The organism is Kitasatospora sp. NPDC001132, from assembly GCF_053598415.1.
This window is the reverse complement of the sequence record NZ_JBSFKF010000043.1, coordinates 46,410-54,665: the sequence shown is the minus strand read 5'-3', so window position 1 is coordinate 54,665 and position 8,256 is coordinate 46,410. Positions and strand designations below refer to the sequence as shown.

The following is an 8,256-nucleotide window of genomic DNA, read 5'->3' as shown; positions in this document are numbered from 1 at the left end:
GCCTCCCCGCAGGCCCTCGCCGCCCAGATCGTGCCGGCGGACCAGCTCGCCTCGTTCAGCCAGATCATCTCCCACGAGTCCGGCTGGAACGTGACCGCGACCAACCCGAGCTCGGGCTCGTACGGACTGGGCCAGGCGCTGCCGGCCTCCAAGATGGCCTCCGCCGGTGCCGACTGGAAGACCAACCCGTCCACCCAGATCAAGTGGGCGCTGGACTACATGAACACCCGCTACGGCAGCCCGAACGCCGCCTGGAACTTCTGGCAGTCCCACCACTGGTACTAAGCCGACCCGTCGGCCGTCGGCAACGCCCGCGACCTTGACCATCCTCCCCCTCACCCCGGGGGCCGGACAGGGACCACTGGGATGATCCGAGAGGGCCCGTGCCCGCGCGATCCGCGTGGCACGGGCCCTCTCGCGGTCGTACGGACCCTCCGAGTGGATCCCCGAGGCCGGCTTCCCTCACTGCTGATCGCCCCGCGAAGCGCGGGGAGATCAGCTTCCTTCACTGGAAGGAAGATCTGCCACCGCGGCAATAGTCCAATGATCGGACTTTAACGGGTGTGGCATGTCGACCGGCAGAAATGGCGCCGTGCTCCATATCGCGCGCATACCATTCGGGCGTGATCAAGGATGCCGATCCTCTGAAGAATTCGCAGGCTGCTGATGTCGCCGAGAATTCTCTGCCGAGTCGACGCAAGCTGCTCGGAACCGCGGTCGCGGCAGTCGGTGCCGTGGGTTTTGCCGGCGCACTTGCGAACGGGCGTGCCTACGCGGTCAATTCTCCGTCCGGTCCGGGTGCTCTTCGAGTCGGTCGGCACCATCCGCATCCTTCGCGGCCGTCGGGAGGCGCGCTCGATCCGTCGTCCGTACCCAAGTACCGGACCCCGCTGTTCCTTCTTGGTGAAATGCCCAGCGAGGGCCGGGACTCCTACCGCATCGCGATCCGTCAGTTCCGACAGCAAATGCTGCCGAGCGGGATGCCGGTCACCACGGTCTGGGGTTACGGAGCCGTGGGCCACCAGCGGTCATTCCACACGCCGGGCCTGACCGTCGAAGCCCGTGTGGATCGGCCGATCTCCGTGACATGGGTCAACGACCTCGTCACCTCGCGCGGCCTCTATCTGCCCCATCTGTGCGCTGTGGACCCCACGTTGCACTGGGCGAACCCTCCCGGCGGAAGGGCCGGACGTGATTCGCGGCCCACCTTCTCGACCACTCCCGGGCCGTACACGGGACCGGTGCCCATCGTGACCCATCTGCACGGTGGGTACAGCCGAGAAGAGAGTGACGGATATCCCGAAGCCTGGTACCTGCCGGCATCTCGTGACATCCCTCGCGACCATGCCCGCGTAGGCACCTATTACGACCGGTTCGCCGAGCAGTTCCGCGACCGTTGCGGCGTCCGCTGGCGCCCCGGGTCGGCGACATTCGCGTACAACAATGACCAGCGCCCCGCAACTCTCTGGTACCACGACCACACTCTGGGCATGACCCGGGTGAACGTCTATGCGGGCCTTGCCGGTTTCTACCTGCTGCGAGGCGGACCTGCCGATCTCCCCTCGGGAGTACTTCCCGGGCCGGCCCCGGGGCAAGGCGGTGCGCACGGTGCTCGCCCCTACGAAATCCCCCTGGTGGTTCAGGACAAGTCCTTCAATGCGGACGGGTCGATTTTCTTCCCCAGCAGTCGCGGATACTTCGGGGACACCCCGCCGGATGGCCCCTGGATCCCCGGCACCGATATTCCGCCGATCTGGAACCCGGAGTTCTTCGGCACCACGATGGTCGTCAACGGGAACACCTGGCCGGTACTCGACGTGGAACCGCGGCGGTACCGCCTGCGCATCCTCAACGCGAGCAACGCCCGTACTCTCATCCTGAAGATCGCGGCTGACGCCACAGCCCCCCGCCCCGTCAGCCCCGCATTGCCCTTCTGGCAGATCGGAAACGACCAGGGATTCCTGCCGGCCCCGGTCCAGTCGGATCGACTCCTGTTGGCCCCCGCGGAACGCGCCGACGTGGTGGTCGACTTCACCGGCACCCCGGTCGGCACCGGGCTCTACCTGATCAATGAAGGCCCGGACGAGGCGTACGGCGGCGGCGTGCCGGTCACCGACTTCACGCCGGCGGATGTCACGACCACGGGGCAGGTCATGAAATTCACTGTCCTCCCCCTTGCCTCCACCGACACCAGTGTCCCGCCGTCACGGATCGTGCTCCCTCCGATCCCGGCGCTTCCCGAGAGCCAGGCGGTCCGGAAGCTGTCACTCAACGAAGAGGACTCCGCGTACTTCACCGGCGCGCCCACGATGGCCACGCTCGGAACAGTCACGCCAAGTGGCTCGGCCACCCCGCTCCTGTGGTCGGACCCGGTCACCGAGACGCCGGTGAAGGACGACACCGAAATCTGGGAACTGCACAACTTCACCCCCGACGCGCACCCCGTCCACATCCATCAGAGCGGATTCCAGGTCCTCGACCGCCAAGCCATCACGGGCGGCGCACTGTCACCCCCGCAGCCGGGGGAAGGCGGATACAAGGACACCGTGATCGCATTGCCGGGCAATATCACCCGCGTCAAGGTTCGCTTCGGCCTTGCGGGACGGTACGTCTGGCACTGTCACATCATCGACCATGAGGACAATGAAATGATGCGGCCGTTGCAAGTACGTGATCAGAGCGGCCGTTGAGGCCCTTTCAGCGGCGGCGGGGTGAAGGAAGCGGGAGCCTGACCCACGGAAGAGGAACGCACCGCCGTCGAGGACTGCCGGAGTGCCCTCGACCGCCTGCCCGAGCGCCTCGCCGAAGTGGCCACCCAGCCGGCCGGACCCCCGCGCGAGTTCCCGCCGCCGAATCCGGTCACCCCCTGCCGACCACCCCGATCGGCAGCAGGGTGACCGCGCCGGCGGGGCGATGCCCTTGGAGTTGACGAAGGGATCGTCACCGACGTCGTGCCCGGTGGGCACCCACCGGTACAGCGGGCCGCCCTCGGCGTAGTAGGCGGCGTTGTCCAGCCGGACCGTGTACCTGATGTGCGGCTTGAGGCCGCCGTCCACGTTCGAGCTCCAGCGCGCTGAAGTCAGGCCGGCACGAAGGTCGTCGTCGCCCCATTGGCGTCGGTCAGCGCCAGCACGGTGACACCGGTGACATCAGGTCCGATCTGCCAGCTGTAGGTGCGCGGTGGTCCGGGATCCACGAACTGGGCACCGGCGTTCTCGACCCGCTGCTCTTTGATCTTGGGAACCAGCGTGATCTGGTTCTGTCCGCCTTGGACGATGCCCTTCTCGTAGGTGATGTGGCGGTCTCCGCTCTGGCCGATCGACTCCTGGAGCTCGTAGGTGCCATCCGAGCTGAATGAGTAGTGAACCGCGCTGATGCCATCCGACTGGTATCCCCAGCCGCCCACCAGCTGGTCCGGCGTGGAGCCGCCCGACAGGTCAGGAGAGGCTGGCGAAGACGGGTTGCCCCCCACGGTGCTGTTGCCCGCACTCGGCTGTTCCGTGGCGGACGCTCCCTGACCAGCAGGGGTCGAGGTTGCTGCTGTGGGTGAGCCGGCCGGGACGGTCCGAGTGGTCGGTGACGCACCTGAGGCCCCGCCCTTGCCACCACCGCAGCCGGTCAGCACGAGCGCCGCGGCGCCCAGGCCCAGCACGGAAGCGGCACGCCTGCCGGAGGTCTTCGGACGGCCGGTCACCTGCGCTCCTTCACCGGGGGTGGACCTGATCTCTCCGACCGTCTCATCCGGGCCGGGAATCGGCACGCCGCGCGGGTCTGTTCGCCGGACGGGAGCATTCGGCTGCGGTGCACAGGAATCGTCGTACGGGCAGGTCACGACTGTCCGATCGGCCACCGTCAGATCGGCCAAGTCAATGCGGAATCCGGCGGGTCGGCGCAAGCCGCCCCGCTGTGCTGCTGTGCAGGGTCAGCGGCCCCCGCCCGGCCTTGCCGGGGGCCTGGGGCCGACTTGCCGTCGTCCTGGCTGTGCTGCCCTGCCCCGCCCTGCTCGGGCTAACTGACGGTTTCAAAATGATCTGCAGCTGCAGTCAAGGAAGATCATGATGTGAGAGCACGCTGATCCTCGCAAGCGAACGGAGCCGCATGGATGGCAGGGTCCCCTGGGGCATTTCAGTCGATCACGTTCGCGGCCTGGCGTGACCGGCCTCCTGGGCAGGACCGCGCCTCCAATCGGTACTACGTCACGCTGGCGGAACTCCTCGTGCGCCTCGGGAGCTTTGGGCTCGGCCTCGCTTGGAAGGTGCGGATCGACGATGCTCGACTGGTCACCAGGTTTGCCGAGATCGAGAAGGCTTCTTCCGGTGCCGGGATCGGCACCCTGGAGCTACTGGCCCTGGTCGCGCCGGATGTTCAGTTTGTCGACGGTGACTTCGCGGGGTATGCAGGGGACGAGCTGAGAGTGGTGCTGCGGGAGTTCGACAGCACGAGTTGGGACCTCTGCACCGCGGATGCCTCGGTACTCCGGGAGATCCGCCAGCACTACCCGGACGCGGTGCCGACTCCTGAGGATGTTCTCCAGGAGATCCCCTGGCCGACCACCCGGCGGGAGACGTGATCCAACGCTCCCACCGATCGTTTCTGGGCGAGTTGAACTGTGGGTCTTGCGCTCGGCGATCTTGATCTGCAGGGTGTCCAGCTGCGCGCTGATCTTGTTCCGAACGACCTGGGGGAGCGGGTGGCTCCGCTGCTGCCACCTTCTCCCGAACGACGCCACCGCCATCCCGGACGACTTCGCATCCCGGACAGGGCGGCTCTCGCCGGCATCATGTACGTGCTGCGGACCGGCGTTGCCTGGCCGCGACGTCCCTACCGAGACCGTGGGAGTAGCCCCTCGCCCCATCGACACCACCCACTCTTCGACAGCCCGACGGGAGCCGTTCGATTCCGACCTCGTCAGGGTGCTGGGGGAGTTGGTTCGTTTCGTGTCCACCGGGTGGTGTGATGGTGGATGATCGCGGTGTGAGTATGTGGTGGGAGACGCGCCGTACGGCCAGGTTGGCGGAGGTGGCGTACGCGCTGGAGTTCTTCGGCGCAGAGCCGGTGGAGGACCCCGGTGCCGGTGAACTCGCCGCCGTAGCCGAGGTCTTGGCGGGGGAGTACCGCGCCAGCGACCGTGGCTACGCGATACACCGTGCCGGCGACCTGTTGGACCGGGCCGCCACCGCCCTCCACGCCGCCGACCGCCTGCGCGGCACCGCCGTCCCGGTGGTCAGCCACCACCTGCGGCGCGCGGCCGTGGCCCTGGACGACGCCCGCGCTCGCCTGCTCGAGCGCCCCACCCCCTCCACATCGCCCCTGCCACCCCCCTGACCCACAACGGAGTCCGCGATGCCGTCCGCAGCCGCTGGCTGCGCCGGGCCGTCGGGATGCTGTTCGCCGGCGCCTGCTTCCGCTCGCCGGCGTCGTGGGCCGGGCAGGCTGGCCTGTGCCGTCCGGGACGGTGTCCGCCGCGCCCGGCCGGCCCGGTCACTCCGCCGACCGTTCGAGGGCGGGTACAGACGACAGGCGGGCGGCCTCGGCGGCAGCACCTTCTTCGGCCTACCGCTGATGGGAGGCCACCTCGATGACCACCACCTCGCTCGCCGCGCCCGGCCCGGACGACGGCGACCAGGCCGCCGACCACCCGACCGACCGCCAGGCGAAGGCCTCGCCCGGCCAGGGCAAGGAGCCCGGCAGTGGCACCCGCCAGGGCCGGGAGACCAGCGAGGCCACCAGCTCGCGTTTGGTCGGGACCGGCAGCATCAACGGGCCCAAGTCCTCTGCGGTGCGGGCCTGTACGCACTCGGGGCACTCCAGCCGGTCCGGCCGCGTCGGCGGCGTGGCTGATGCTGACTGACCAACGCCCCTCAACGAACACACGGCGGCGTTCGTCCAGATCGGGTTCATGCGGCGGCGTCGACGAGGGCTTGGAGCAGGCGCTGGGGGTCTTCGGCGAGTCGGTTGCAGACGTAGAGCCACCATTCCGTGCCGAAGACGACGTACTCGCGGGTGGGGTGGCCCCGCTCGGCCATGGCGTCGAGGCGGTCGGGCCCGAGGCCGAGGAGGGTTTCGAACTCCCAGGGGGCGCAGTCCTGGTCCTTCCGGCCGACGTAGTGGTCGATACGGTCGATCAGATCCCAGTCGTGGGTGGCGTAGGAGCACAGGTGGCCCGAGTCGGCCAGCTGCTCCGCGTACTTCAGGTAGGCCGCGGTCAGAGCCGGGGCTTCCCGCCGGTGGGCGATGGTCTCGGGTTCGAGGAAGGCGCCCTTGACCAGGCGGATGCGGCCGGGACGGGTGAGCAGTTCCGGTAGATCGTCCGCGGTGCGGTGCAGGCGTGCCTGGACGGTGATGCCCACGTGGTCGAAGCGCTCGCACAGCGTGCGGTGCAGGGCCAGCACCGCGTCGGTACGGTCGGAGCCTTCGGCTGAGATCATCATCTCCCGCCCGGTGGCGGCGGTGGCCTGGGCGATGCGGGAGGCGTTGGCGAGGGCGAGCTCTGCGTCGACGGCGAGGCCGATGTGGGACAGGTCGAGGGAGATTGAGCACTCGGGCGGCAGGAGCCGGGCGGCGGCGAGGAACGCGTCGGTCTCTTCGATAGCGCGCTGCGGGTCGCGGCAGCTCTCGCCCATGTACTCGACGTTCACGCGGTGGCCGGCGGCCAGGATCTGCTGCGCGCGGTCCAGGGCGTCGGGGAGGGTTTCGCCGGCCACGTACCGCCGGGCGACTTTGCGGGCCAAGGGGCCCAAAACGGGGTCGCCGGGGATGCGCCACTTCAGCTCCTCGTCGAGCGCCAGTGCGCGCAGGGCCTGGGCCGCCTGTGACGAGAGGGCGGCGTTGGTGGTGTGCGTGTGCCTGGTCATCCGGTGCCTAGCTGTTCGCGTGGTGGGGGGAAACGCCTGCGAGCCTTCCAGGACGGGGCACCCGCTGGGAGTGGCAGAAACGACGGATAGGCTGAAGTTCCTGCCACCGTCGTGAGAGGAGATCGGGAGCCCGTGCTTCGCGATGTCGCCGTCCTGGCCCTCCAAGGCGCCCACGCCTTCGAGTTGGGTGTGTTCTGCGAGGTCTTCGGCATCGACCGCGGCGACGATGCGCTCCCCGTCTACGACTTCGCTCTTGTCTCAGGAACCGGCGACAACGTGCCGATGCGGCACGGCTTCGAGGTGCGGACCCGGCACGGCCTGGAGCGACTGGCCTCGGCGGACCTCATCTGCATTCCGGCCTACGACCTGCACGTGCGGCAGCCGGACCACCTGGCCGAGGAGCTACGGGCCGCCGTCGAGCGCGGCGCCCGCGTCCTGAGTATCTGCACCGGGGCCTTCCTGCTCGGCGAGGCCGGGCTGTTGGACGGGCGGCGCTGTACCACCCACTGGCGCTACACCGACGAACTCGCCCGCCGCCACCCGCGCGCCCGGGTCGAGTCGGACGTGCTCTACATCGACGAGGACCCGGTCATCACCGGCGCTGGCACAGCTGCCGGCGTCGACACCTGCCTCCATCTGATCCGCAAGGAACACGGCAGCGCCGTCGCCAACGCGATCGCCCGCCGCATGGTCGCGCCCCCGCACCGCGATGGTGGCCAGCGCCAGTACCGCGAACGCCCCCTTCCTCGGCACGGGACAGGCTCCCTCGCCCCCGTCCTGGCCTGGATCGAAGCCAACCTCGACCAGGACCTGACCGTCGGGGCAATGGCCCGCCACGCCCATCTCTCCCCGCGGACCTTCGCCCGCCGCTTCCGGCAGGAGACCGGGACCACCCCGTTGCAGTGGCTCACCGGGCAACGCGTCCTGCTCGCCCAGCACCACCTGGAGACCACGAACGAGTCGATCACCGCCGTCGCCCACCGCACGGGCTTCGGCACCATCGACACCCTCCGCCACCACTTCGCCCGGCGCCTCGGCACGACGCCGCAGGCCTACCGGCGCACCTTCGGAGCCCCACCCACCAGCGGATGACCGCCCAAGTCCACAGCTCCACAAGGCCCGCGCAGTGCTGTCGGCTCTCGTGAACACCGAACAGCGCACTCGCCCAGCGCCTCGCGGAGTGCTGAACACTCAACCGTCCAGATTCGTGAACAGAGCCACGTGGGACAGTTCGGAGCCGGCCTGGCGGGCGACGACGTCCCCGATCGCTGCGGCCGCGGCCGCGGCCGCCAGGTCGAGCAGCCGGTAGGCGGTCGAGCGGCTCACCCCGAACTCGGCGCCCGCGTACGCGGCCCAGCCGCCGTCCCGAGCGCGGTCCACACGCGCGCCTGGTGCGCGGCGC

General features: G+C 69.1%; 9 protein-coding genes and 1 pseudogene. 7 read left to right on the top strand and 3 right to left on the bottom strand.

The window, feature by feature from the left end:
- Positions 1-285, top strand: a 285-nt coding sequence (locus ACWDBE_RS35485; protein ID WP_449809997.1) for an aggregation-promoting factor C-terminal-like domain-containing protein, incomplete at its 5' end; no start/stop codon positions are given.
- Between the two features lie 338 nt (positions 286-623).
- Positions 624-2,690: a multicopper oxidase family protein gene (locus tag ACWDBE_RS35480; protein ID WP_449809996.1), complete on the top strand. Its 2,067-nt coding sequence runs from the start codon at positions 624-626 to the stop codon at positions 2,688-2,690.
- 389 nt (positions 2,691-3,079) lie between these two features.
- On the opposite strand, the gene ACWDBE_RS35475 is transcribed toward ACWDBE_RS35480, so the two are convergent.
- Complete coding sequence (locus ACWDBE_RS35475; RefSeq protein WP_449792991.1) at positions 3,080-3,865, bottom strand: hypothetical protein; 786 nt, start codon at positions 3,863-3,865, stop codon at positions 3,080-3,082.
- Positions 3,866-4,102: 237 nt separating this feature from the next.
- On the opposite strand from ACWDBE_RS35475, the gene ACWDBE_RS35470 reads away from it, so the two are divergent.
- From ACWDBE_RS35470 to ACWDBE_RS35455, 4 genes and pseudogenes are all read left to right on the top strand, one after another.
- Positions 4,103-4,570: a hypothetical protein gene (locus tag ACWDBE_RS35470; protein WP_449792992.1), complete on the top strand. Its 468-nt coding sequence runs from the start codon at positions 4,103-4,105 to the stop codon at positions 4,568-4,570.
- An 81-nt stretch (positions 4,571-4,651) separates the two neighbouring features.
- Positions 4,652-4,822 (top strand): annotated as a pseudogene (locus tag ACWDBE_RS35465) (transposase); the annotation flags it as partial.
- Between the two features lie 152 nt (positions 4,823-4,974).
- A complete protein-coding gene (locus tag ACWDBE_RS35460; protein WP_449809995.1) occupies positions 4,975-5,325 on the top strand; it encodes a hypothetical protein in 351 nt (116 codons plus the stop codon).
- 253 nt (positions 5,326-5,578) lie between these two features.
- A complete protein-coding gene (locus tag ACWDBE_RS35455) occupies positions 5,579-5,851 on the top strand; it encodes a hypothetical protein (protein ID WP_449809994.1) in 273 nt (90 codons plus the stop codon).
- Between the two features lie 46 nt (positions 5,852-5,897).
- Here the strand turns inward: ACWDBE_RS35455 and ACWDBE_RS35450 are convergent, their stop codons facing one another.
- Complete coding sequence (locus ACWDBE_RS35450) at positions 5,898-6,854, bottom strand: proline dehydrogenase family protein (protein ID WP_449809993.1); 957 nt, start codon at positions 6,852-6,854, stop codon at positions 5,898-5,900.
- A 132-nt stretch (positions 6,855-6,986) separates the two neighbouring features.
- On the opposite strand from ACWDBE_RS35450, the gene ACWDBE_RS35445 reads away from it, so the two are divergent.
- On the top strand, positions 6,987-7,946 hold the full coding sequence (locus ACWDBE_RS35445; RefSeq protein ID WP_449809992.1) for a GlxA family transcriptional regulator: 960 nt from the start codon (positions 6,987-6,989) through the stop codon (positions 7,944-7,946).
- 99 nt (positions 7,947-8,045) lie between these two features.
- Here ACWDBE_RS35445 and ACWDBE_RS35440 read toward each other — a convergent pair whose 3' ends face one another.
- A complete protein-coding gene (locus ACWDBE_RS35440; RefSeq protein ID WP_449792997.1) occupies positions 8,046-8,234 on the bottom strand; it encodes a hypothetical protein in 189 nt (62 codons plus the stop codon).
- Positions 8,235-8,256: the final 22 nt, after the last annotated feature.

Bases quoted from the DNA above. Each gene is read 5' to 3' on its own strand.
- ACWDBE_RS35455 (WP_449809994.1), top strand. From the start codon at position 5,579: ATGACCACCACCTCGCTCGCCGCGCCCGGCCCGGACGACGGCGACCAG.
- ACWDBE_RS35470 (WP_449792992.1), top strand. From the start codon at position 4,103: ATGGCAGGGTCCCCTGGGGCATTTCAGTCGATCACGTTCGCGGCCTGG.
- ACWDBE_RS35450 (WP_449809993.1), bottom strand. From the start codon at position 6,854: ATGACCAGGCACACGCACACCACCAACGCCGCCCTCTCGTCACAGGCG.